Origin of the sequence: Actinoplanes sp. NPDC051861 (genome assembly GCF_040681145.1) — a bacterium.
In the GTDB taxonomy this organism is placed as follows: Bacteria; Actinomycetota; Actinomycetes; order Mycobacteriales; family Micromonosporaceae; genus Actinoplanes.
This window is the reverse complement of the sequence record NZ_JBFAYE010000013.1, coordinates 29,595-53,324: the sequence shown is the minus strand read 5'-3', so window position 1 is coordinate 53,324 and position 23,730 is coordinate 29,595. Positions and strand designations below refer to the sequence as shown.

At 70.8% G+C, this 23,730-nt stretch carries 16 protein-coding genes and 2 pseudogenes; 7 read left to right on the top strand and 11 right to left on the bottom strand.

What is annotated here, in order from left to right:
• The first annotated feature begins 31 nt into the window (after nucleotides 1–31).
• From AB0M02_RS28970 to AB0M02_RS28950, 5 genes and pseudogenes are all read left to right on the top strand, one after another.
• On the top strand, nucleotides 32–1,375 hold the full coding sequence (locus tag AB0M02_RS28970) for a DUF1996 domain-containing protein (protein WP_364232324.1): 1,344 nt from the start codon (nucleotides 32–34) through the stop codon (nucleotides 1,373–1,375).
• A gap of 133 nt (nucleotides 1,376–1,508) precedes the next feature.
• Entirely contained in the window at nucleotides 1,509–3,353 is a 1,845-nt protein-coding gene (locus AB0M02_RS28965) for a trypsin-like peptidase domain-containing protein (protein ID WP_364232321.1), read from the top strand.
• A complete protein-coding gene (locus tag AB0M02_RS28960) occupies nucleotides 3,350–4,339 on the top strand; it encodes a MoxR family ATPase (RefSeq protein WP_364232319.1) in 990 nt (329 codons plus the stop codon). Before AB0M02_RS28965 ends, AB0M02_RS28960 begins: the two co-directional genes overlap by 4 nt.
• Before the next feature lie 2 nt (nucleotides 4,340–4,341).
• Nucleotides 4,342–5,721 (top strand): annotated as a pseudogene (locus AB0M02_RS28955) (SAV_2336 N-terminal domain-related protein); the annotation flags it as partial.
• Between the two features lie 795 nt (nucleotides 5,722–6,516).
• Nucleotides 6,517–7,059, top strand: a pseudogene (locus AB0M02_RS28950) (ATP/GTP-binding protein); the annotation flags it as partial.
• Nucleotides 7,060–7,065: 6 nt separating this feature from the next.
• Here AB0M02_RS28950 and AB0M02_RS28945 read toward each other — a convergent pair.
• From AB0M02_RS28945 to AB0M02_RS28925, 5 genes are read right to left on the bottom strand one after another with little or no spacing between them, the layout of a single operon-like run.
• On the bottom strand, nucleotides 7,066–7,839 hold the full coding sequence (locus tag AB0M02_RS28945) for a phosphotransferase (protein ID WP_364232317.1): 774 nt from the start codon (nucleotides 7,837–7,839) through the stop codon (nucleotides 7,066–7,068).
• 41 nt (nucleotides 7,840–7,880) lie between these two features.
• The gene (locus AB0M02_RS28940; protein WP_364232316.1) at nucleotides 7,881–8,732 is read right to left on the bottom strand and encodes an oxidoreductase; all 852 of its coding nucleotides are present in this window, start codon (nucleotides 8,730–8,732) and stop codon (nucleotides 7,881–7,883) included.
• Between the two features lie 57 nt (nucleotides 8,733–8,789).
• Nucleotides 8,790–9,614, bottom strand: coding sequence for an alpha/beta hydrolase (locus AB0M02_RS28935; RefSeq protein WP_364232313.1), 825 nt, complete (start codon nucleotides 9,612–9,614; stop codon nucleotides 8,790–8,792).
• Nucleotides 9,611–11,011, bottom strand: a complete 1,401-nt coding sequence (locus tag AB0M02_RS28930; RefSeq protein ID WP_364232312.1) for an FAD-dependent monooxygenase — start codon at nucleotides 11,009–11,011, stop codon at nucleotides 9,611–9,613. Before AB0M02_RS28930 ends, AB0M02_RS28935 begins: the two co-directional genes overlap by 4 nt.
• Before the next feature lie 38 nt (nucleotides 11,012–11,049).
• Entirely contained in the window at nucleotides 11,050–13,038 is a 1,989-nt protein-coding gene (locus tag AB0M02_RS28925) for an ATP-binding protein (RefSeq protein ID WP_364232310.1), read from the bottom strand.
• 469 nt (nucleotides 13,039–13,507) lie between these two features.
• Here AB0M02_RS28925 and AB0M02_RS28920 point away from each other — a divergent pair, with 469 nt between their 5' ends.
• Nucleotides 13,508–13,714: a hypothetical protein gene (locus tag AB0M02_RS28920; protein WP_364232307.1), complete on the top strand. Its 207-nt coding sequence runs from the start codon at nucleotides 13,508–13,510 to the stop codon at nucleotides 13,712–13,714.
• Nucleotides 13,715–14,061: 347 nt separating this feature from the next.
• Nucleotides 14,062–15,759, top strand: coding sequence for a polysaccharide deacetylase family protein (locus tag AB0M02_RS28915; RefSeq protein ID WP_364232304.1), 1,698 nt, complete (start codon nucleotides 14,062–14,064; stop codon nucleotides 15,757–15,759).
• Between the two features lie 138 nt (nucleotides 15,760–15,897).
• On the opposite strand, the gene mptB is transcribed toward AB0M02_RS28915, so the two are convergent.
• From mptB to AB0M02_RS28885, 6 genes are all read right to left on the bottom strand, one after another.
• Complete coding sequence (gene mptB, locus AB0M02_RS28910; protein ID WP_364232302.1) at nucleotides 15,898–17,280, bottom strand: polyprenol phosphomannose-dependent alpha 1,6 mannosyltransferase MptB; 1,383 nt, start codon at nucleotides 17,278–17,280, stop codon at nucleotides 15,898–15,900.
• Nucleotides 17,281–17,362: 82 nt separating this feature from the next.
• Nucleotides 17,363–18,580: an alkaline phosphatase gene (locus tag AB0M02_RS28905; protein ID WP_364232300.1), complete on the bottom strand. Its 1,218-nt coding sequence runs from the start codon at nucleotides 18,578–18,580 to the stop codon at nucleotides 17,363–17,365.
• 24 nt (nucleotides 18,581–18,604) lie between these two features.
• Nucleotides 18,605–20,263, bottom strand: coding sequence for a discoidin domain-containing protein (locus AB0M02_RS28900; RefSeq protein ID WP_364232298.1), 1,659 nt, complete (start codon nucleotides 20,261–20,263; stop codon nucleotides 18,605–18,607).
• 107 nt (nucleotides 20,264–20,370) lie between these two features.
• Nucleotides 20,371–21,735, bottom strand: coding sequence for a stress response protein (locus tag AB0M02_RS28895; RefSeq protein WP_364232296.1), 1,365 nt, complete (start codon nucleotides 21,733–21,735; stop codon nucleotides 20,371–20,373).
• Nucleotides 21,736–21,881: 146 nt separating this feature from the next.
• Nucleotides 21,882–22,820 carry a hypothetical protein gene (locus AB0M02_RS28890; RefSeq protein WP_364232294.1) on the bottom strand — a complete coding sequence of 313 codons (939 nt, stop codon included), beginning with the start codon at nucleotides 22,818–22,820 and terminating at the stop codon, nucleotides 21,882–21,884.
• A complete protein-coding gene (locus AB0M02_RS28885; RefSeq protein WP_364232291.1) occupies nucleotides 22,817–23,632 on the bottom strand; it encodes a hypothetical protein in 816 nt (271 codons plus the stop codon). The genes AB0M02_RS28890 and AB0M02_RS28885 overlap by 4 nt, the downstream gene beginning before the upstream one ends.
• Nucleotides 23,633–23,730 lie beyond the last annotated feature (98 nt).

The window sequence follows — 23,730 nt, the reverse complement described above, 5'->3', positions numbered from 1 at the left end:
CCTTGAACCGTCCCCACTTCGAGGAGCATCGATGCAACGCACCCGCGTGCTGTTCGCCGCCGTCCTCGCGGCCGCAGCGATCCTGGTACCGAGATCCGCCGAGGCCGCGACCGTCACCGTCCAGGCCGAGTCCTACGCCGCCCAGTCCGGCACGCAGGTCGAGGCGACAGCCGACACCGGCGGCGGGCAGAACGTCGCCTACCTGGCCAACGGCGACTGGCTCCGCTACGACAACGTCAACCTGGGCGCGGCCGGCGCCCTGACCGTCCAGGCGCGGGTGGCGTCCGCGGTGGGCACCGGCACCGTGGAGCTGCGCACCGGCTCGGTGACCGGGCCGCTCCTGACCCAGTTCGCCATCACCGCGACCGGCGGCTGGCAGACCTGGCGCACCCTGACCGCGACCGTGGCCAGCCACCCGACCGGCGCGCAGACCGTGTTCGCGGTCCTGCGCAACACGACCGGCGGTGACTTCGTCAACCTCAACTGGTTCTCGTTCGGCGACGGCCAGCCGTCCGACCCGGGCGCCGGCTGGATCCCGATCGACCAGGCGGCGTGGAACGCGCAGCTCGCCCAGTTCAACGCGATCGTGCCCCGGCCCGTGCCGGCCGGCACCGTCCGGGTCGCGGAGTTCAACGCGACCTGCGGGTACAGCCACTCGCGCCCGGACGACCCGATCATCTTCCCGGGCCTGCCCGGCGCCTCGCACATGCACTCGTTCCTCGGCAACGACAGGACCGACGCGAACACCACCACCGCCACGCTGCTGGCCAACGCCAGCACCAGCTGCCGCCCGGCACCGGACCTGTCCGCGTACTGGATCCCGTCGCTCTACCAGGGCGACCGGGTGATCGAGCCGAAGGACGTCGTCGTCTACTACGGATCCCGGCTGACCGACCCGTCGGTGACCAAGCCGTTCCCGCAGGGCTTCCGGATGATCGCCGGCGACGCGAAGCTGCAGACGCCCACTCCGGCGGGCTCGGTCAACGCCTTCTACTGTGCCGGCCCGGGCGGCGAGATCGGCCGCAGCGCCGACGGCAACTGGCCGATCTGCGCGTCCACCGCCGTCCTCATGTTCCACCTGGTGTTCCAGGACTGCTGGGACGGCCGCAACCTGGACAGTCCGACCCACAAGGCGCACGTCTCCTACAGCTACGACGGCACCTGCCGGGGCGACTATCCGATCGCGATCCCCAACCTGTCGTTCCTCATCTCGTACCAGACCAGCGGCACCGCGGCCGGCTTCCGGCTCGCGTCGGGCATGGCGTCGTCGATGCACGGCGACGCGTTCTTCGCCTGGGAGAACCGGGCGCAGAGCGAGCGCGTCAAGAACTGCCTGGTCCAGAAGGCGAAGTGCAACACCGAAGGCAACTTCTAGATTTTGTACGGGTGACCGCGCTGCTCGGCGCGGTCACCCCTGTGCTGTCAAGGCAACTGTCCGGCAGCCGCCAGAAGCGCTCGGCTCCACTTTCGGCTGGTTACCGTTGTCCGTCCCCGTCAACGGAGAGCCCGTGGAGCCATCCGACGTCGCCGCGCGGCTCTTGCGCGACTCCCTGGTGAAGATCAGGGGGGAAGTGCTGACCGGCAGCGGGTTCTTCGCCGCACCGGGACTGGTCGTGACGTGCGCGCACGTGGTGGGCAACCGCCGGAGCGTGCTCGTGCGGCACGACGAGTCCGAGTGGGAGGGCGAGGTCCTCTACTCGTCGGCTCCGGCTCGGGACGGTGAGCTCTGGCCGTACCCTGATCTGGCGGTTGTCGAAGTTCCCGCCGCGACCGATGTCCGGGCCTGTGCCTATCTGGATCAGCGGATGCCGTCGCTGCGATCCTTCCTGCACATCGCCGGGTTCTCCGGCGTCTACCAGGCGAACCTGGACCAGACGTCCGCGGCGCCGACGTTCGACGGGTTCCACGGTCGCGCCGACCGCCAGATGCTGCTCCTGGGCGGCCGGGAGATTCCTCCCGGCATGTCCGGCGGCCCGGTGCTGAACCTCAGGACGGGCGGGGTGTGCGGGTTCGCCAAGGCCAACCGGCAGCGCGACGCCGACATGGGCGGACTCGCGGTGCCGATCTGGGCCCTGCGCGAGGCCGGCCCCGCGATCTACCGGCGGCTGATCCGGGCACACGACAGCTTCCACGCCGAGGACCAGGAGTGGTCCGCCGCCTGCGACGCGCTCGACCAGGCGAAACCCCGCCGGTTGCTCCTGGAGGAGGAACGCCAGCTACGCGGGATCCTGGCGCGTGTCACGGTGCCGGACGATCACCAGGACAGGTTCCTGCGGGCGGCCGGCCGGGAGAGCCCGGCACCGGTCCGGCCGCTGGTCGACAGCGCGGACGTGGTCGCCGAGCTCTCGGCCCAGATGCCACCGATGCCGGGACAGCTGCCGTACGTGCTGCGCTACGCCGCCGATCTGGCGCGCGACCTGACCGGGAAGGACTCCCTGCTGGTCCGCGACTGGGCACTCGTCACGGCCGGGCGGCTGCGGCTCGGCAAGGAGACGACCGCCCGGCTGAATGCCGGCCCCGAGTTCGGCGGGCCGTCGTCGCTGATGGTCCGGCTGCGCCCGGTGGGGTACGACCAGACCAGGGTGGAGGTGGGCATCTGGCACTGGTTCGACGCGTCGACGGTGATCCCGGTGCCCGTGGAGACCCGGCCGATGACCGTGCCGGAGGCGCTGCGCCTGCTGCACGACGAACTGCCCCGCCAGCTCACCTCGATGGCGGCGGACGGCGGCGACGTCACGGTCGAGGTGTTCCTCCCGCCGGGGCTGCTCGAGGTGGACTTCGAGTCCTGGCGGATCTGGCCGGAGCAGCCCTGGTCGGCCCTCGGGCGCAAGCACGCCGTGCTGGTGCGCGACCAGTCGCGCCTCGACAACGACCGGGTCGTCCCGGAGTGGCAGAAACGGTGGGTCACCGGTGCCGGCCGCGATCTCGGCGCCGAGGACGACCGCGTGTCCTGCACGGACCGGCGCAGTCACGAGGCGGTGGAGGGCTGGCTGTCCCAGGATCTCCACCGCTGCGTCCTGGTGTTCGCCTCGTCGCCCCTGCACTCCGCGAACCGGCCCGCCATGGAGGTGTCGCTGTCCGCCGGGGTGCCGGTGATGATGTGGCGCCGCGACGCGTGCCCGGACTGCGGCGGCGACGGCTGTTCCGGCGATTCCTTCCTGCGGGAGCTGGGCGCGGCGCTGGCCGGCGTGCGCCTGCCCGAGCTCCCCGAGCGCGTCCGCCGGTTGCGTGCCCAGGCCGCCGAGACAGCATCGCCGGGGCACTGCGCCGCGAACCTGGTGCTGCTGTACGACGACCCCACGCGCCGGCCACCACGTGACCGGCTCGTCCGCCCCGAGGAGTGGCATTCATGACCGACGACTGGCTCATCTTCACCGGTACGGGAGAGGTGCACGACGGGATCGAGCGTCTGCCGGAGCCGCCACCGTGGCGACGGTTCAGCGGGGATCCGGTGGCGGAGTTCGACCGGACGCCGGCGACACCGCACGGGCACCGGCGGACCGCCCTGGCCACCACCTATCAGGCCGACCCCGACACGATCGACCTGGTCAACACCGCCCTGTACCTGCGGCGCCCGCTGCTGGTCACCGGCGAGCCGGGCGTCGGGAAGTCCACCCTCGCGTACGCGGTGGCGCACGAACTGCGGCTCGGCTCGGTGCTGCGCTGGCCCATCACCAGCAGGTCGACGCTGCGGGACGGCCTGTACCGCTACGACGCGATCGGCCGGGTCGAGGACGCCAGCACCGGTGACGCGGCCGACAGCCACCTGGGGCGTTACCTGCGGCTGGGCCCGCTCGGCACCGCGCTGGTCCCGTACCCTTTCCCCCGGGTCCTTCTCATCGACGAGATCGACAAGAGCGATTTCGACTTCCCCAACGACCTCCTCAACATCTTCGAGGAGGGTGAGTACGAGATCCCGGAGCTGGCCCGCATCGCCGACACCACCCCCGAGGTCTCGTTGCAGCCGGCCGACAACGGCCCGAAGGTACGGGTCAGCAACGGGCACGTCGCCTGCCTGCAGTTCCCGCTGATCATCATGACGAGCAACCAGGAACGGGAGTTCCCGTCGGCGTTCCTGCGGCGGTGCGTGCGACTGGATCTGCCGTCACCCGACCGTGACCGTCTCAGCGCGATCGTCACGGCGCACCTGGGCGCCGACCGGGCCGAGACGAACGAGGACCTCATCACCTCGTTCCTGTCCCGCCGCGAGACCGGCGAGATGGCCACCGACCAGTTGCTCAACGCCGTGTATCTGCTGGACAAGGCGTCCGCGAAGGACCGCGGTGCGCGAGAGCACCTGGCCGGGCTGATCCTGCGCCAGCTGAACTCGACAGCCTGATCATGTCGATCGACCGGCTGCAGCAGGTACTCAGCGCCGCGGACGTCACGCTGGACGCCCGGGAGCTCAGCGAGGCGCTCTGGCTCGCCGCCCACCTCCCGCCGAGGGAGCCGGCCACCGCCTCACCACCGCCTCGTGTCTCTCCGGTCCCGGGGGCGGACGGCTCGTTGCGACCACCGGCAGCGGCGAGGCCGGAGCCGGTCCCGGAGGCCCGGGAAGCGGCGGCGCTGCACGCTCTCGAGCCGAAGCGGCTGCGGGACTTCGGCGCCGAGGTGGCGCCGCCCGCCGACGTTCCGGAGGAGGCGCCGGCGCATCCCGTGCGGGTGACGCCCGGCGAGCAGGCGAGGCTGGCCACACTCGAGCTGTTGCGGGCTCTGCGTCCTCTCAAACGGACGGTCGCCTCGCGCGACCGTGCGGAGCTGGACGAGGACGCCACCGCCCAGTGGTACGCCGAACACCGCCGCTGGCGCCCGGTCACCCGACCGGCCGGCGACCGGGCGTTGGACCTCGCCGTCGTGGTGGAATCCGACCCGGCCGGATTGTGGGCCACCCTGAGCGCCGAGATCGTCGCGCTGTTCCGGCGGCTCGGCGCGTTCCGCACGGTGACCGTCCATCAGCTGGTCGTGGAGCCGGCCGGGCGCATTCGCCGCCCGCAGTTGCTGAACCCCGCCCGGCGCACCCTCGTCCTGGTCGTCAGCGACTGCGTGGGCGCGGGCTGGCAGCAGCCCGGGATCCACCGCGCCCTGCGGCACTGGGCACGTCACGGTCCCGTGGCGATCCTGCAGCCGCTGCCGGAGCGGTTGTGGTCGCGCACGTGCCTGCCGCCGGTTCCGGCCCATCTCGCGGCGACCGGTTTCGCCCGGCCCAACGGCGAGCTCACGGTGCAGCGCCGCGACTATCCCTGGCGGCGGCCACGGCGGGAGCGCTACGCCGTTCCGATGCTCGAAGTGAGCCCCGGCTGGCTGAACTCCTGGGCGAAGCTGGTCGCCGGTGCTGCCGAGGGCGGTGTCGACGGTGCGGTGGCGATCGTCAAGGCGGCGGGCGGCAGCCTCGCGACGGCACCCGTGCCGCCGGAGCGGACATCGGCCCTGCACCGGGTCATGCGTTTCCGTGCGGAGGCGTCGCCGGCGGCGTACCGGCTTGCCGGATACCTCACCGCCGCCCCGCTGCATCCCGGGGTCATGCGACTCGTGCAGAGCATCATGCTCCCCTCGTCGAACGAATCCCACCTCGCGGAGGTCATCTACGGGGGCCTGGTCATGCCGGTGCCGTTCCCCGGCCCCGAACCGATGTACGACTTCCTTCCCGGTGTACGCGACGTCCTGCTCGGCACCATGCGAACCGACGAGGCGACACAGATTCTCGACAACGTGTCGTCCTACATCGACAAGTCGGCGACTGTCGCGCCGGCGATCGCGACACCCGGTCCCGACGGTGAGCTGCGGATCTCAGCGCTGAGCCGGCCCTTCGCCAGGGTCCGCGCGCAGGTCATGCAGCGCCTCGAAGGCGGGCCGTACGTGCCGGCCGGCGAGGACACGCTGTCCACGCCGCCGCGCTGGCGCGATCCGTCGATCGTTCGCCTGCAGGATCCCGATTCCCGGGTCCTGCTGGTCAGCGACGCGACGGCGTCCGCGCGACTGCTTCCGGAGACGCTGATCGAGCACGCGGGGGTGTCACCTGAGGCCGTCTCCTGGCTGACGAATCCCACGACTCGGCAACTCGTCGAGCACCTGCGCGAGGCGGCCGCCGCGACCTCGGACATGCTGTTCGTGCACCTGGCGTTGGCATCCGTGCGACGCGACGACCCGCTGATCCTGACCAGCGACGGCTCCCTCGCCTGGAGCGCGATCATCGACGCGCTGAGACAGAGTGCCGCCCAGGCTGTCGTCGTGGTGCACACCGGCGAGGGCCTCGAACTGCCCGTCAGCGGTGCGGCCGGGGATAAGATCTACCAACTGTCGCTGCGGCCGCATCACATCGCCGACCTCGACCGGATCCTGAGCCTGGGCCATACGGGCGCCCCTGAACAGTTGTCGATCGAGGACATCTACGGCGTACTGGCCTGCGGCGACGGCAACCGCACGCCGCCGACGCGGGACGGGTTCGGCAGCCGCTTCGTCATCGTTCCCAACCGGGCGGAGCCGCCGCCACGACCGGCGCGGGGCTCGCCGCGGACCATCAGCTGCAAGATCGCCATCCTGGGCGGGTTCGGCGCGGGTAAGACCACCGCGATCGGCAGCGTCTCGGAGATCACGCCGCTGACCAGCGAGGCCATCATGACCAGCGCCGCGGTGGGCGTCGACGACAACCGCCAGGTGCCCGGAAAGACGACCACGACGGTCGCGATGGATTTCGGCCGGGTGTCCATGGACCGGGATCTCGTGGTGTATCTGTTCGGCCCGGGCGGGTCGACCCGGTTCTGGTACATGTGGGACGAGATCATCCGGGGATGTATGGGCGCTGTCATTCTCGTCGACACCCGGAGACTGGCAGACTGCTTCGCTGCGATCGACTACGTGGAACACCGGAGAGCGCCCTACATCGTGGCCATCAACTGCTTCGATGGAATGCAGTATCACAACGCGGATGACGTTCGCGGCGCTCTGGCCATCTCGCCGGATGTCCCGGTGATCGCGGGGGACGCACGCAACCGCCGATCAACGAACGACATGCTGATCACGCTGCTCGAGCGTGTCATCGAGATGCGCCGAACGCACGCCGGTCGATCAGAGGATCCAGAAGTCGTCCGAGAGGGCCCCAACGTCACCCGCGGATTCCTCCAGAAGCTCCGCGACAGGTATCAGGGCAAGTGATGCCGCGTCTCCGGCGGCGGCCATCTGGCGGATCACCTCGGCCTGGCGGCGGGCCCGCTGCGGCACGACGGTAGCGAACACGGATCGGTCGGTGTCGTACCCGTACGCGTCGAGCAGCAGATGAAGCCGGCGGCGGCGCTCCTGGCGGTCGTGGTCGCTCAGCTCCGCCCCGTCGCGTGGTGAGGCCAGCGGCACCCAGGTCAGCGCGGAGAACGCCAGGTCCCACTCCGGTGCGGACGGGCCGGCGATGTCCCAGTCGCAGAAGCCGACCAGCCGGTCGCCGTCCACGACCGCGTTCATGGGGGAGGCGTCCTGGTGACCGATGATGTGCCCGGGAGCCTTCGCGCCGCCGATGAACCAGCGCTCGTCCGGCGGTGGTGTGAAGCCGGCTGTCAGGTCGTGCACCTGCCGCATCCAGCGGCCGACCTGGGTCAGCATCGAGTCGGCGGACGCCCACGCGGGCCAGGAGTGCCGGGCGCCCATGGTCTCGCCGGGCAGATAGGTCAGCATCTCGCGGCCCTGGTCGTCGAAGCCGAGCGCGCGGGGAGCCGCCTCGAAACCGGCCTCCTCGAGATGCCGCAACAGCGCGTGCACCGTCGCCGTCCACGGCGAGGCGCGCTTGTGCACGACACCGTCGATCAACACAGCGCCGGTGGTGTTGCCGCCGGGCAGGGCCTCTTCACGCATCTACGGGGTGTATCAGGCGCGGGCCGCCCCGCGACACCGAATTACGAGTGTCCGGCCTGCCGGGCGGTTGCGCGGGTGATGGCGCTGAACAGTCCCACGAGCACCCGGTCATAGGCACGGTCAGGCAGAAGCCAGCGTACGAGCAGAGCCGCCTTCGCGCCGCGTCCGACCGCGTACCGGGCGCGTGGCCGCCGGGTCGTCGCCGCTCGGCAGATCGCCCCGGCGACGACGGACGGGGACGAGATGCCGCGGGCGTCCGATGCCAGCGACGCCGCGTACCTGCGGGCGTACTCCGCATACGCCCCGTCGCCGGAGGCGGCCAGCAGTCGCTCGCCGGCGACGCGGGGGAACTCGGTGTCGATGCCGCCGGGCTGGATCATGATCACGTCGATGCCCAGTGGTTCGAGCTCCACCCGCAGGCAGTCGCTGAGGCCCTCCAGCGCGTACTTCGTCGAGTGGTACCACCCGCCCAGCGGCTGGTACATCCGCGCGCCGATCGAGGACACGTTGATGATGCGCCCGCCGCCCCGCGCCCGGAGATGGGGGAGCACGAGCTGGCAGAGCCGGGCCGCGCCGAAGACGTTCACCTCGAACTGGCGTCGGGCCTCGTCCAGCGGCACGTCCTCGAGGGCGCCGAACGACCCGTACCCGGCGTTGTTGACCAGGACGTCGATGCGGCCCGACTCGGTGACGACTCGATCGACCAGTGCCACCAGATCAGCGTCGTCGGTGACGTCGGCCCGGACCGTGTGGACTCCGAGCGCGGCCAGCGACGCCATCCGGTCCAGCCGCCGGGCGACCGCGTACACGCGGAAGCCGGTCTCGTGCAGCAGGCGACTGGTGGCCGCGCCGATGCCCGCGGACGCACCGGTCACGATCGCGACCCGGTCCATGGTCCCACTTTTCGCCGCCCGGGCTGCTCTGTCCACCCTGGACCGCCCGGCCTGTCGTCAGTTCGGCGGCTGCACGGATCGCAGGAAGTCGAGCAGGAGGTCGCCGACCTGGGCGGGGGCGTCCAGCTGGAGCCAGTGGCCGGCGCCCTCCAGGCGTTCGTACCGCCAGGGGCCGGTCACGAACTTCGCCGAGTTCGTCATGCTCTCCTCGGTCAGCGCGAAGTCGTCACTGCTCCAAACGCCCATGGCGGGCGCCGTTATCGGCGGCAGCACGCGCGGCACGAGCAGCGTCTCGGGTGGCACGTTCGCGCGGTAGACGCCCAAGCTCGCTGTCAGCACGCCCGGCTCGGAGAGGCGCTCGACCACCTGCTCGATTCGCGGATGGGACGACCACTCCCGCAGGTTGCGGAACCCGTCGGCGGACAGCCACTGCTCGGCGACGTCCGGGAACTGGAACAGCAGCATGTACCAGGAGCGCTGCCGTTGCTCCCAGCCGGCCAGGGCGAACGACGACGGATGCCCGACGGACAACGCGGTGACCGAGGTGACTCGCTCCGGCGCGAACGCCGCGGTCATCCAAGCGATCGCAGCGCCCCAGTCGTGCCCGACGATGTGGGCGCGGCCGACGCCGAGCGCGTCGAGGATGCCGACGACGTCGTCCACGAGTGCCGGGGCGGCGTAGGCGGCGACGTCGGACGGTTTGCTCGACGCGCCGAAGCCGCGCAGGTCGGGCACGATCGTCCGGTAGCCGGCGGCGACCAGGGATCGGCTCTGGTGCTGCCACAGGTCGCCCGTGTCGGGCCAGCCGTGCAGGAGCAGAACGGGCGTGCCGTGGCCGGTGTCGCGTACGTGCAGGGTGAGATCGCCGATCGTGACGGTCATCGGGTGCCTCCGGCGACGGCTTCGAGGAGTTCGGCGCGGGACGGGCCGGGCAGCGGGTACTGCGGAGCCTGCAGGCCCAGGGCCAGGACGCGGTCGCGCAGGCCCGGCGTCGCGAAGACCTCGTCGGGGGTGGCGAGGAACGAGCTGATCGACAGCCAGCCGCGCAACGCGCCGGGGTCGCTGAGGGCGGCGGCGAACAGCGCCTTGGAGGCGAGCCAGCGCGGGTCGTCCGGCCAGTACGGCACGCCCGCGACGTCGCCGTCGATCTCGGCCAGCCGGTGCGTGTCGACGAAGTTGGTCGCGCGATAGAGCGGTTCGACGACCTGGGCCGTCACCTCGTCGAACCGGCGGACGAGCTTGTCGTGGTCGGCGACACCGACCTCGCGCAGGACGTCCCGCAGGACGCGGGCGTGGATGATCGCGAAGGAGGCGCCGCGGCCCAGCGACGGGTTGGTGCACGCCCACGCGTCGCCGACCGCGACGACGCCGGTGGCGACCGGGGAGCCGTCGATGACGTACCGGCGCAACCGGTCCTCCAGGCCCGCCATCACCTCCACACCGGTGATCGGCTCGGCGTCGATCCAGTGCGCGGCCGGCGGGTAGCGGCCGACCGCGGCCGACCAGACCGCCGGATCGCGCAGGGCTCGCAGCGCCCGGTCCTTGGCACTGGAGGTCACCACCACGCTCCAGGTGCCGTGGTCGGCCGGGAGGGTCAGGATCGAGAGCGAATCGTACGGCTGAACCAGCAGCGACCGGATCTCCGGAAGACCGTGCCGCGACCGGAAGTGGCGGGCGTAGTAGACGAAGCCCGCGTCGGCCCGTTCCTCGGCGGGTGGCCGCGCGCCGGCCGCGGTCAGCCACGCCGGCAGCGCGGAACGGCGGCCCCCGCAGTCGATCACCAGGTCGGCGTCGACCGCGCCGCCGGTGGTGGTCACGCCGGTCACCCGGGGGACCGGCCGGCGGCCGTCGGTGCGGAGGCCGGTGACGCGTACGCCGCGCCGGACCGTCACCCCGGCGGCGGTCGCGGCTGCCGCCAGCGCGGCCTCGAGGACCGGGCGGCGAGCCGTGACCGTCGCGAACCGGTCGTCGCCGTCGCGTTGGTCGCCGCGCAGCTCCGCGGGCAGGGCCAGCAGGGGACTGATCGCGGTCGCGCCGGCGGCGTGTACCGCCGCGGCGGCGCTGGGCAGTTCGGCCCGCAACTCGGCCCACCAGCGCGGCAGCAGGTAGTGCGGCAGGCGGAACTGGTTCACCCCGGGCCGCTCCCAGTCGTCCCACGGCTCGTCGCCCGGCACGGCCGGGTCACGTTCGAGGACGGTCACGTCGTGGCCGTCGGCGGTCAGCATCATCGCTGTGGTCAGGCCGGCGAGGCCGGCTCCCAGGATCGTTGTCGTCGTCATGGGCCGAGGATCCGACCGGGCGGTGCTCACTCTCCAGGTCAGTCGCCGCCCAATTCCTGCCCGGTCTCGCGGGCCCAGAGCCGCTCGACGAGCTCGTCCACCGCCTTCGCGAGATGCCGCCGGTACGTGCTGAACGGCAGGCCGAGCACCTCCGCCGCGGCCTCCTGCGTGGGTGCCGGACTGAGGTAGGTGCGGTGCAGCACCGCCCGGAGCCGGTCGCCGCGGGGGAGCCCGGCGAGCTCGCCGACCGCGGTGCGCAGCGCGGTCCGGACGGCGGCCGGGTCGGCGCCGAGCCGGGTGCCGACCAGTCGTGACCCGGCGAGGCGGTCGGGCCGGCACAGGTTGGGCAGCGCGGCGCGTACGGCGGTGTCGAACGCGGCGCGGCCGAGCGGCGCGGGAAGCTGCATCGAGTCCGGCGGTGGGCCGGTTCCGCCGGACTGCTCGCGCTCGTACATCAGCTCCAGCCACGCGCCGACCGGGAAGCGCCGCCAGTCGTTGCCGTAGACCACGTGGCGCCGCCCGTCGAAGGTCACCTCCAGCACCTCACGGAAGGCGAGATAGTCGAAGAACGGGCCCCAGAACTCCGGTTCCACCGACACGATGAAGGCCCAGGCGAGGGGCCGGCCGCACCACTCGACGATCGACGAGATCGAGCCGGTGAAGACCGCGTACGGGTCACTCTGAGCGCCGTCCCGCCCGAGCAGGAATCGTGAGATGTCGACCTGTTCACCGGGTCGTAGCGGCGCGGTCCGGGCGATGTGCGCGTGTATCTCCCGTACAATTGGATCTTGATTTTCCATGGTGGAACCCGCCGGTCCCAGCACGTGGTAGCAGAAACCGCCGATCCCGCCCTCGGCCCGCACCACGCTGCCGCCCGCCGGCCGCTCAGCGAACCATCCGCGGGCCAACTCGGCCGACCGCGCGCCCACGTGCCTGCCGATCAGCTCGACGGCATCGGCCAGCTCCTCCGGACGCGCCGGCACCACCGCGGTGTTGCCGTCCGCCGCCACCGCTCGGAACTGCGTGCTGAACGGCCCCTGCCGGTGCAGCTGGGCGAGTTGCTGGGCGAGCAGCTGGCGGTGCGTGCCGGCGGAGTTGTGCAGACCGGTGACGACGTAGTCGTGGATGACCCGGTGCAGCTCCCGGTAACGGTCCGGGAAGCGCCGCTCGAACTCGGCGTCCAGCACAGTGCGGGTCAGATCGTGCGGCGTCAGCCCGTGCGGCCGGACCGTGATGAACGGCCGGTCACGCAGCCACTCCCAGACCCGCGGCGCGTCGTCGCCGACGGTACGCCGCAGCAGGTCCTCGGTGGTCAGCAGTACCTTGGCGCAGGTTCCCAGGCCGGCCAGATGGGCGTCCGACGGCGCTTCCTGCACCAGCGACGCGATCAGCGCGGAGATCAGGTCGGGGGCTTCGGCGAGGGTCCGCGGCACCGCGCCGTTGTTCGCTGTCGCGTCGGCCAGCAGCGCCAGCGCCAGCGGATGCCCCCGCCCGAGCCGCATGATCGGCTCCCGGTCCGGCGCCGCGACACCGGCCCGCTCCAGCAGAGCGGCACTGTCGGCATCGTCGAGATTCACCAGCATGTGTACGGCGACAAGACCGCGCCAGCCGAGATCCGACCGCCATGCGGCTCCCGGCGGATTCCGGCCGGCGATGACGACGACACCGTCGGCGGGGAGGGTGGGCACCAGATCACGGCGCAGCCAGCCGTCGATCGGGGTGAGGTGCTCGTACCCGTCGACCAGCAGCACCGGCGCGGTGTGCGCACCGACCGCCTGCACGAAGCCCTCGGGCGACGGGTCCATCTCGCTGCCGTCGAGGTAGACGGCGGTGCGCCCGGCTCGCTGCGCCCGGCTGCGCAGATGCAGCAGGAGGGTGGTCTTGCCGACGCCACCCGCACCGTGGACGAACAGGACGCGATGCGGCGACCGCCCGGCCAGAGCCTCGTCGAAGGCGACGACCTGCTCGCCCCGCCCGACGAATCCCTGCCACCGAACGTCGTCCATGACGTCGCCCAGCCTCACCATGAGGCACAGTGTCCGCGCCGCCGAGCGCCCGCGCCAGCAACCTCCCGACAGTCGCACCGCGGGCGATGGGGACTCCGCCTGTACGAAATCTGCAACATGGCAGATTGAGCGGTAGCGAAAGGACGGGTGGCGTGCTTAACTGCAATTGGTGGGTGATGGCTATCCGTAGCGTTAGCCGGACAAGCGAAGAAAACACCATTTAAAGGCATCCGGATGCAGCCGGGTGCCTTTATCTTATTTGCCACCTATCTCCCTTGGCGCGTGAGCTGCACCAGGGCGCGGTGACAGTCCAGCTAGCACGTTGCGAGGCGGCAGACTGCTAAATGTCGGCTCGGGGCTGCATCCCCGCCGACGGCTTTCGGTAATCGCTTGTCCGCCGTCATGTCGGCCGCGGTCTTCCGGCTCGGGGCCGGCATGACAACCCTTCTCCCAGGTGGGAAGGGGAGTGCCGCTCGGAAGGAGCCGCTCGATGTCGCGTCATCCCCCCGAAATCCGCAGCCTCTGGCTCGCCTGCGTCCTCATCGTCGCACTGATATCCGCCATCGCCGCCGGGATCCTCTCCTGGGCGGGTGGCATGAATCCGCCGATGGCTGTCCTGGCTGCCGCCGGCGCATTCTCGGGCAGCGCACTTCTGCTGCTCAGTCTCCTGAAGTTCGCACTGGCCGCACCGGAATAGTGCCACCGTCAGAGGGCCGCCAGCCGCAGGGCTGGCGGCCCTCGTGCGTATTGCCTGCTTCGCTTGTACGAAATCTGCAACATGGCAGATTGAGTGGTAGCGAAAGGATGAGTGGCGTGCTTAACTGCACTCAGTGGCACATAGCTTCCTGCGGCCTTCGGGCGGACAAGCGAGGGAAGCATCCCCGAAGGCATCCGGATGCAGCCGGATGCCTTCGCCGTCTCAGGGTCATCGTGCCGGCGCCCGCCACGGTGGTGGACGCATCGAGTTCCATCGTTGCTTCGCGTAGGCTCGCTCATCGACGCTCCTCGTTATGGGAGCGCTCCCGAATCGTTCAAGGGGAGTTGATGAACCGCCTCGCCGCACTGACCGCCGCCACCGCGCTCGCCGCCGGCGCGCTTTCGATCGCCCAGCCCGTGTCCGCGACCGCCCATCCTCGGTGCGCGGGTTACGTGGGCCTGACGTACGACGACGGCCCCACCGCCGGCAACACGGCGGCGCTGCTGGACGCGCTCGAGCGCGCCGGGCTGCGGGCCACCATGTTCAACACCGGCCAGAACGTCGAGGCCAACCCCGATCTGGCCCGCGCGCAGGTCCGCGCGGGCATGTGGCTCGCCAACCACAGCTGGGACCACCCGTTCATGACCCAGCTGCCCGAGGCCGAGCAGATCTCCCAGATTACGCGTACGCAGGACGTGATCCGGAAGGTCACCGGCGTGACCCCCACGCTGTTCCGGCCGCCCTACCTCGACACGAACGACGCCCTGCGAGCGGTCCAGAAGAGCCTCGGCCTCACCGAGATCAACACTGACGTCGACTCCCGCGACTGGGACAACGCCACGGTGGACGAGATCGTCGCGGCCGTGTCCCGGCTGAACGACGGCGACGTGATCCTGATGCACGACTGGCCGCCGAACACGGTCGCCGCCGTTCCGCGGATCGCCGCCGACCTGCGCGCGAGGAACCTGTGCTCCGGCAAGATCTCCCCGGTGACCGGCCGCGCGGTGGCGCCGAACGCCCGCGCCCTGGACGGTGTCCACACCGTCGGACGGCTGCAGGACCGCGACTCGGGTGTCCGCTACACCTGGCCCGGCGTCTACTTCGAGGCCCGTTTCCGGGGCACCAGCGTGGGAATCGTGCTCGACGACACGGTCAACGACTACGAGATCCGGATCGACAACGGCTCCCCGATCAACCTGGTGACTCCGGGCCGCCAGACCTACTGGGTGCGCGACCTGTCCGCGACGACCCACTCGGTACGCGTCGCCAAGCGCACCGAGAGCCCCTGGACCCCCGGTCAGTTCGGTGGCTTCGTCGCCGGCACCGGCGGCGCCCTGCTCACCAAGCCCGCCGCACGCCACCGCCAGATCGAGTTCATCGGCGACTCCTGGACGGCCGGTTACGGCAACACGTCCACCGTCCGCGACTGCACCACCACGGGCGGCATCGACCGCAACTCGAACGCCGACCAGACCTTCGGCGCGCTGACGGCACGCGGCCTCAACGCCGATTACCAGCTCAACGCCTGGTCCGGCATGGGCATGGTACGCAACTACAACGGCAGCAGCCCCGACGTGAACTACCGGACGTACTACGACCGCACCCTGCAGGCCGCCGACCCGGCAACCTGGCAGAAGCCGAGAAACTGGAACCCGCAGGTGGTGGTGATCGGCCTCGGCATCAACGACTTCTCCACCCCCGTGAACCCCGGCGAACGCTGGCCTGACGAGGCGGCCCTGGCCGCCGATTACCAAGCGGCCTACCTGGCTTTCCTGGAGAAGCTGCGAGACCGCTACGGCCCCAGGACACACTTTGTGCTGACGTATCCCTACATGTGGAACACGACGGCGCTGGCCGAGTCGGTGGAGCAGGTCGTCAGCGATCGCAATGCCGCGGGCGACAAGCGAGTCACCTCGCTCTACTACGACAACAACGCCCTGGGCCTGGACCTGCTGGGCTGCGACTGGCACCCGTCCGCCCACGACCACCAGGCCCTGTCCGGAGCACTGACCACCTTCATCGACACGCTCCCGCTGAGGTGGTGAACACCTGGGCTCGATCTTCATGAGCTCATCGGAGGGGCGGGTCCTCACCCGTTATCTGGCCGCCGCGACCGGGGCCCGCCTCGCCGACGAGGGGCCCCGGGTGCCGATCGTCCCTGCCGGAGAGCGTTGCCACCGAGGTCATCGACTGGTGTCGCGCGAAGGTTCCGGCGTAGCGAAAGCCAGCACGTCCCGGCGCTGCGCGGTCCGCAGGACCGCGAAGACGGCAAGGCCCGCCGCTACGCCGATGAGGGCGCCGAGGGCCAGGTGGGTGCCGGGTTCGGCGCCGTTGGGCGGGGTGACGAGGATCAGGGGCGGGGTGGCGTAGGCGACGAGGCGCCGCACCCGGGCGGGAGCGGCCGCGGCCAAGGGGACGAAGCCCCAGAGCAGGTACCAGGTGTGCACCACCGGGGAGAGGACGACCAGGGCGGTCAGGGCCAGGCCGAGCGCGGTCACCGGGCCCAGTTCGGCGGTACGGCGTAGCAGCATCAGGATGATCAGGCCGGCGGCGGTGAGACCGGCCAGCCAGAGGGCGTGCCGGGCGCGGTCGGCGGCGGCCGGGTCGAGGAACTGGCCGAGCAGGGTGCCGAGGTCGGTGGTGATCGACATCCAGGTGCGGGCGAGCGTGGGTGTGCGCAGGGCGGGGATCCAGCCGAATCCGGTGCCGGTGAGTGCCGTGACGGCGAGCGCGGTGGTGGTTGCCGTGAGGGCGGTGGCGGCTGTCGCGCGTACCCATGTGCCTTTGCCGGAAAGCCCGCGCGCACCGGCCACCGCGACAAACGCCAGGCCCAGCAAAGCTGGGCCTTTGACCAGCCCGGCCAGGGTGATCAGCACCGCGCCGGACGCGGGCCGGTGACGCAGCGCGAGAGCCAGCCCGGCGGACATCAGGCCGATCATCACGGCCTCGTTGTGCGCGTCCACCACCAGGTGCAGCAGCACGAGGGGGTTCAGCACGCCCAGCCAGACCGCGGCGGCCGGGTCGACGCCGCACTCGCGGGCGATCCGGTGCACGGAGAGGGCGGTCAGCGCGATCCCGGCGACCGCGAGCACCCGCATGCCGACCAGGCCGGGCCAGAGTTCGTGCTGGGTCACCGTGGTGACGCTTCCGGCCAGGCCGAGGAACGCAGGGCCGTAGGGCGCCGGCGTGTCCTGCCAGATCGGCGGCACGTTCACGGCCAGCTCACCGCCGAGAGCGGAGGGACCGAAACGGTACGGGTCGAGCCCCACGACCGTCATGACACCCTGCGCGACGTAGCTGTAGACGTCACGGCTGAACACCGGCCCGCTCAGCAGGAACGGGGTCGCCCACATGACACCGGCCCGGATCAGCTCACCGACCGGCGCCCACCGCAGCGCGAACCAGCCGGCGGTCAGGAGCGTCATGCCGAGGTAGACGGCGGCGGTCGGCAGAAACACCGCCCCGCCGTCGCTGCCGGGGCCGACGCCGACGAAGACACCACCCACGGCGATCAGCCCGCTCCCGGCGACGCCCAGCCACTGCCCCATGGCCAAGTGAGTTGTCAACGATGCATCCCCGTGTCGGCGCCGGCTGTCGGCTGACCGTAGCGATCACCACCAGTCGCTCACGAGAACATTTGATCGGACATCAGGTGAACGTGCTTCGGAGCACCTCGTACGCGTACGTGTTGGGATGTTTGCCCGTGAAGCGCTCGGCGAGCGGGCCGTACGCGGTCACCGGCACGTCCTGGCCGGTGTGATCGGTGGTCGTCCAGTCGATGTAGAACCGCAGGTTCGTGCCCTTGACCGGGAACGGGCCGTCCCCACCGGGTACGTCCTCGATCGCCAGCCCGCCGGTCTCATGGTCACCGGTCACCACGACGAGCGTGTCGCGGTTCCCGGCAGCGAACGCGCGAGCCACCGCGACCGCCTTCTCCAGCTCACCCATCGACTGCAGGACGCGCCGCCCGTTGTTGCGGTGGGCGAACTCGTCCACGCCCTCCTCCTCGATCAGCAGGAAGAAGCCGTCCCGGTCGGCGGAGAGGTTCTGCAGCGCCTTGCGGGTCATGTCGGCGAGGCTCACGACCGGGTTGTAGACGTCGCCCTGTCCCTCCTCGCGCTGCTGGAACATCTCCTGGTTGGCGAAGAGCCCGAGCAGTTTGCCCCGCCCGGCCGCCGCCAGCTGGCCGGGCGTGGTCACGTACTGGTAGCCGTCGGCGCGCGCACGGCTGATCAGATCGCCCCTGGTTCCCCGGCTGCCCTCGGTCGGGTCCTCGGCCGGCTGGTCCGGGAACGCGCCCGGGGTGCCGGCCGGCAGCCACCAGTCCTCCCCGCCGCCGAGGATGACGTCCGGTTCGGTGACCTCCAGGTACTGCCGGGCGATGTCGTCCTGCGCCGCCCGGTCGACCGCGTTGGAGTAGAACGCCGCCGGGCTCGCGTCGGTCACCTGCGCGGTGGTGACCAGGCCGGTCGCCTTGCCGGCCTTCTTGGCCTGGGCACCCAGCGTGGGCAGCGGGTTGCCGTCGACGTCCACGCTGATCGCGCCGTTGTAGGTGCGCTCGCCGGTGGCCCAGGCGCTGGCACCGGCCGCCGAGTCGGTGATCGCCGACTCGGGGTCGTCCGGGCTCGTCGTGAACTGCCCCGAGACCGGCAGCCGGTCCATCGTCAGCTGCCCGTCGAGACCGGCGTGGAACAGCCGGGCGGCCTCCCGGTGGGCGGCCGCCATGCCGTCGCCGTTGATGAAGATGATGTTGCGAGGTCCGGCGCCGGCGTCCGTCAGGGGATTGACCAGCGCCATCCCCACGGCGGCTATCGTGCCGGCCACCACTGGAGCGGCCAGCCAGCGCACGCCTCGACTGATCGGCATTCTCGTAGCGTGCCACAGGCACGGTCAGCCGGCGTACGCCTCCAGCGCCGACAACTGCCCGGCCGGCCACCCCGTGTTCCCGGTCGCGGTGACCCGCAGGTATCGCACCGCGGACGCCGGGAAACTGACCGTCACCGTGTTGCCGGAGCCGGGGTCGAACGTCCGCCCCGCCGCACCGGAGAGCGCCGTGAACGTGGAACCGTTCGTGCTCCCCGAGATCGCGAGTGTCTGCGTCCGCGCACCCCACGACGGTGGCAGCTTCAGCACGGCCCGCCCCACCGTGACGGCCGCGCCCAGGTCCACCTGGATCCACTGCGGGAACGCGTGGTTCGTGCTCTCCCAGTAGCTGCCGGCGTCACCGTCGACCGCGTTGCGTGGCACGTACACCTGCACGCTGCCACTCGCGGTGGCCGCCCTGCCGCGCGCGAGATCGCTCGGCCCGGGGCCGGTGCCGGTGGTCGGCTGCGTGGGGCGAACGGCAGTGAGCGCGATCTGCCCCTTCAGCATCCTCCCGCCGTCCGTCGTGATCCGCAGGTAGTAGTCGGCGGAGCAGAACGTGCCGTCCTCGTCGAGCGCGCGGATCCCGCTGCCGGCCGGCACGGACGCGGCCGTCTCGGCGGTCTTGGCGATCTGGTTGCCCTCGTTGAACTCGTCGAACATGGACACGTAGAGGCCCTGCGCACCGAGCCGGATCATGTTGTAGAGGCTGCGCCAGTAGAAATCGCCGTGCCGCCGATGCCCGGAGGAGAGATCACCGGGCAGCACACAGGGCTGGTAGTCGATGCCGTGCGCGTTGCAGTCGGCCTGATCGGCGGTGTTGACGTTGGTGTAGAACCAGTCGAGCCCGGCGAGGTCCCCGGTGCGGCCGACCATCCACGGCGACAGCATGTTGAAGGCGTGGTAGACGTCAAGGAACCCGGGGCGGCTGTCGTTCCGGCCCTCGCGCCAGTACGTGGGCACGCCGCCGATCACGTAACAGCCCTGCGCCTTGAACCAGTTGACCACGTCGAGGCACTGGGCCGGAGCGAACGGCCGGCCGTCGTCGTTGAAGCCGAAGCCCCAGATGCAGACGACGGGCTTGCCGTTCTGCTTCGCGTAGGCGGCCGACGCCGTGTGCGCCGCCATCTTCGTCGTCCAGTCGGTCTTCAGCTCGGACTGCATGTTCGTCCAGCTGGTGACGTCGTACATGATGTAGACCTTGCGGCCGGTCCGCTCGGCGGCACCCCGCACCTTCTGCGCCATCGCGTCGCGCGTCGGCCCCTCGTCGCCGAACGGGTTGAACCGCTGCAGCGCGGCGGTGTCGATGCCGTAAGTCTGCATCCAGTTGAAATGCGTGTCCACGGTCTGCTGGTCATAGGACGAGAAGAGCGCGGCGGGGCGTCCATCGCCGAGATTCGAATAGGCCGTGGGGTAGGAACGCGTGAAATCGCGCATGTCGGGCCAGGAGACGATCGTGGTGTTGCTGGGCGAGGGCGGCTGGAAGCGGTCGCGGCTCCAGTGCCACCAGCCGCCGATCGGCGCGCCGTCGCCGGGGCACGCGAACCATCCCTGATAACCCACGCTGATCTTCCCGACCACGTCGCCGACGGGGGATGCGGCGCGGGCTGGTGCGGCGGGTTCCAGGAGGGCGGCAGCAGGGCTCAATGCGACAGAAGACAACAGGGTACGCCGTGACAACACCATGAGAACTCCAGCCGATCCTCGGGGACGGGGTAGGGATCGACGGTCATCGTGACAGCCTTCGTCACACGCTCGCAATACTCGGACTCAAGTTTGCAACATTCTGTCTGTCAGCTGGAAATCCGAGACGGTTGGGCAGCTGGATCGTCCTGGGACGACAGGGCGGTGGAGACCAGGGCCGCGGGGACCTGTTCGGTGGCGACGGCGTCGTCGACCGAGCGCATCCTGGGAGGTGCCGGCATCCAGGGCTTCAGGTTCTGGATGACCTGGCTGTAGAAGTCGTCGATCGCGTCCAGCACCGAGTCGATGAACGCGCCCCGGCCTCGTCCGCGCTTCGTGCCCGCCGGCGAGGTCAGCGCCACTCGGAAGGCACGCAGTTCCTTGGCGGGATCTCCGATCAGGCTCGCGGGGTTCTCCCGGACCGCGCGGAGGAGTTCGGCGCTGCCGGCGCCCCGTGCGTGCGCGGCATAGGACTCCAGGCGGACCGTTTCCGGCGCCTCTTTCAACTGGCGGACCAGCCAGTTCACCCGGGTTGTCGGCCGGCCTTCTCGTGGTGCCTCCACATCCACGTGACAGGTGACCTTCGCGGCGCGCAGGTCTGCGGTCACGGACAGGGTGCCCACCGCGCCGGGGATCCGCAGAGCCGCCGTCATGGTGCCGGTCGTGGCGAGTTGGGTGGTCAGCGCTTGCGTGCGGACCGTCGGTTCGGCCAGTTCCCTACGCGTCAGCGCCGGAATGACGTCCGTGCCCAGCCGTCGCCCGAGTCGCAGGCCCGCGTAACGCACCAGCGCGTCGAAGCGAGCGGCGATCTCCGGAGCCGCCGCGTCCGCCGGGCGCAGCGTGCCGGCGCCGACGGCCTCTCGCACCGTCACCCACGACGGCCCCATGTCGCTGAACTCCAGCGCGCCGGACTTCGGGTGCTCCAGATAGCGAATCAGCTCGCCGAGGATCCACGCCTGTTCCGGGTCGGCGACACCTCGGTACTCCTTCTGCATCACCGCGACGGTCAGCACCTCGGACCAGGGGATGTGGTGCAGCGCGACCTTCCGCAGCTTTCGCTTGTCGATGCGGGTCGGGTGCTGCCCGGCCATCGGCGGAATCTCGTTCGAGATGGTGATGAGCGCGTCGAAGCCCTGCTCCCGGGCGATGTCGAGATAGCGCTCCAGCTGTTCGGGCTGCAGTTCGTTCGATCCCGTCTTGACCTCCACCAGGGCCGTCCACTGCCGCTGGCCGCGGGTCACTCGGATCAGGCCGTCCGGAAAGAACTTTCCGTCACCGAGCGTGAACGGCACCTCGATGAAGGTCTGGATTGCGCCGGCCGGTGCGCCGTACTGCTGGGTGAGCGCCCGGCCGAACTCCCGCACCGCACCCATCACCGCGAGCAGCGCGGATGTCGCGCGTCTCTCCTGCTCGTCGGCGCCGTTGATTCCCGACGTCGGAATCAGCCTCGCGGCATGCCAGCTCTCTTCCGCCATAGTCACTCCTTGTCACGAACGATTCACGCAATTTACATCTGGAGTGAGTCGCGGAGCGGTCGGTCAATGGTGCCGATCAGCCACTTCGGACGCGCCATGTCGCTGACGTCCACTGTGAACGGAGGAGAGCGCCGTGCCCGAAGTGGCTAACCCGATGGGATCAGCTGCAGGCGTACCTGGTCGTCGTAGGGAACGACGAGGGTGCGGCCGCCCCGTGCCCAGTCGGCCGGGATCAGGAAGAGGCGGTCCTCCGCGGCGACGAGCAGGCGCAACCCGCGGTAGCGGTAGCGGAAGCCGTCCTCGGGGGTGTCCGGCAGTTCGGCGGAGGTGACGCCTTCCGGCAGGTCGGCGAGTGCCTGCTTGGTGTCCAGCACCACCTCGGCCTCGCCGGCCAGGATCGTGGCGTCGTCCGCGGCGCGGCCCTGGCCGAAGGACCAGGCGAACGTGTTGGCCGCCCAGAAGAGGCCGACGAAGACCAGACCGGCCGCCGTCACGGTGACGACGCGGCGGATGCGGGTGACCTGGGGTGTGGTGTACCAGCGGCGGAACCGGGTCTCGCCGTGCGTGGACAGCACACGGCCGCCGGCCCAGGTGCCGTAGGCGATCAGGACCGGGCCGAGTGCCAGGCAGAGCGCGCTGGTGCCGGGGAACTCGAAGCGGGAGACCTGGACGACGAGCAGGCCGACGGTGCCGCGGGCGACCAGCAGCACGCCGGCGACCAGGGCGAAGCCGGCCGCGGCGAGGGCGGCGGTGCGCTTGGCGGGCTCGGCGACCAGCCAGCTGACCAGGGCGTGGCAGCCGGCGGCGAGCAGGATCGCGACCAGGACGAGGGCGGCGGGTACGTAGAGGACCTCGAGGCCGTAGAGCATCAGGTCCTGGTTGGAGAGCTCGGCCAGGTCGAGATAGACGCCGAAGTAGGCGAAGCGGGCGCGGGTCCCGATGTAGCCGAAGTAGAGCAGCAGCGCGGTGATCGCGGTGGTGGGCGCGATGATGCCGGCCAGGTCGCGGATCCGCGCGCCCCAGTCCGGCGCGGGCTCCGGAGCCGGTGGTTCAGGCGGGCGTGCGCGCCTGGTCAGCCGGTTCACGGTGGCTCGGGGAAGCAGAAGTCGTCGCTGTCGTCGCCGGGGGCGCGGACGGCGTGGCAGGACGTGTCGACCGGCTGCTGGACCCAGGTGATCAGGACCGGTCGTTCGGGTGACGGGGGTGGGTCGCCCACCGCCGGGTCCCGGCACGCCGCGGGCCTGGTGGCGGTGCAGCGGGCGGTGACCGTGACAGTGACGGTCCCGGCATACTCGCCGGGCTCCTCCGTGGTTGGCACCACGCCGACGAAGCAGAACCCGTCCACCGGCAGGGTCCGGCCCTCGCGGCAGGCCGAGCCGTTGACGTCCGACTCGCCGGCGCACCTGCGCGAGCTGATCGTGAGCTTGCCGGTGACGTCGATGTCGCTCAGCACGAGTGGCAGGCCGACCCTGTTCTCGTACTCGGTGCACATCGTGCGGGGGTTGCGGTTGTTCAGGGTCACCCCGCCCACCTGGACCGTCCGCGGCTTGGGCTTCGGCGCCGCGGAGGTCGTCGTCGGCCGCGTGGTGCTCGGCCGCGTGGTTGTCGGCCGGGTCGAGGTCGGCCGGGTCGTGGTCGGCCGGGTCGTCGGCCGACGGCTGGACGGCGTCCGTGTGGGAGTGGCCGTGGTGCTCCTCGGGACGGAAGGCTCGGTCGCCGCCAGGCTCTCCACGTCCAGCGGGGTCGCGGTCACGACGGTCGGCGGTGACCCGGCGCCGGACACGAACTGCGCCTCGGTGGGCGCCATCACCAGCCTGGTCAGCCAGAAGACGCCCGCGGCCAGGAAGACCGAGAGCACGGCGATCACGGCGAGAATGCGCCGGCGGTCCGCGGACATGTCCGCTCCTTCGCCCGTAGGGCTCCTTCAGCGTGCGTACCACAGCGGCGCGCCCGGTGATGTCGGGCGGGTGACGATCGGAGCCGGGCTGGTTCGTC